The sequence below is a fragment of the Flavihumibacter sp. ZG627 genome (assembly GCF_000814325.1).
Classification (GTDB): domain Bacteria; phylum Bacteroidota; class Bacteroidia; order Chitinophagales; family Chitinophagaceae; genus Flavihumibacter.
In genome coordinates this window covers 1-967 of sequence record NZ_JPHF01000039.1, presented here as the reverse complement: position 1 = coordinate 967, position 967 = coordinate 1, and the positions used below count along the sequence as shown (strand labels likewise).

Here is a 967-nt window from a genome sequence, read left to right as displayed (position 1 = left end):
TGTCTTGTCCTGAAATAGCTTGTCACCCAACAATTTATTATGCAGGAAAAGAAAAAATCAAGACCGAGTCCATTAAGTCGAAATCCCCATGTTCGGCGAGATGAAAATGAGATACGCAAAATTATTGCGGAAATTGAATCAGGGAATATTGGAATCAGATCTGCCTGTTTTAAGTACGGGCTAAACAGGAATACGCTAAAATTATGGATGACCAAATTAAGTATTCGTACTTTGAGTGATAATAAGAAAAACATCATCACATCAAGTATGGCGGATGAACACAAGGAACAGGATCTGAATTGTCAGATTAAGCAGTTAAAAAAATCACTCGAATACGCGAAATTAAAAATAATAGGCCTCGAAACTATGATTAAGGTTGCTGAGGAAGATTTAAATATCAAGATCAGAAAAAAGGGTGGTACCAAACAGTCAAAAGAATAAGGCAGAGCCATCCATTTATTGGTTTAGGTAAGCTCTGTGCACTGTTTGGTGTAACGAGACAGGCATTTTACGAAGCCCAGTCTCATGAAATTAAAACTACAATAGCTCATTCTGTCGTACTGTGTTTAGTAAAGGAAATAAGAGATATTATGCCGATGATCGGCACTCGAAAACTCCTTCACATACTTAATAATCAAATTAAGCAACACGGAATTAAAATGGGACGTGATCAATTATTTGACTTGCTTAGATTCCATGGTTTATTAATCAGAAGACGTAAGCGTAGCGTGAAGACTACAGATTCTTATCATTGGTTAAAGAAGTATCCAGACCTGGTTAGAGAGTTGGTGACATCAACACCCGAACAATTATGGGTTGCTGACATTACCTATATAAAGACATTGGATGGGTACAATTATCTATCCCTGATTACCGATGCATATTCAAGAAGAATTGTTGGATATTGTCTTTATCCAAACTTAAGTAGTGTTGGCTCAGTGGAGGCATTATCAATGGCAGTTGAAGG

General features: G+C 36.9%; 2 protein-coding genes. Both read left to right on the top strand.

Annotated features, from left to right (window positions below; translation table 11 throughout):
- The first annotated feature begins 39 nt into the window (after positions 1 to 39).
- On the top strand, positions 40 to 441 hold the full coding sequence (locus tag HY58_RS18490) for a hypothetical protein (RefSeq protein WP_039135672.1): 402 nt from the start codon (positions 40 to 42) through the stop codon (positions 439 to 441).
- A gap of 149 nt (positions 442 to 590) precedes the next feature.
- On the top strand, positions 591 to 967 hold a 377-nt coding region (locus HY58_RS19800), incomplete at its 3' end, for a transposase (RefSeq protein WP_371197921.1).

Excerpts from the sequence above, each read along its gene's own strand:
- HY58_RS18490 (WP_039135672.1), top strand. The coding sequence starts at position 40 with ATGCAGGAAAAGAAAAAATCAAGACCGAGTCCATTAAGTCGAAATCCC.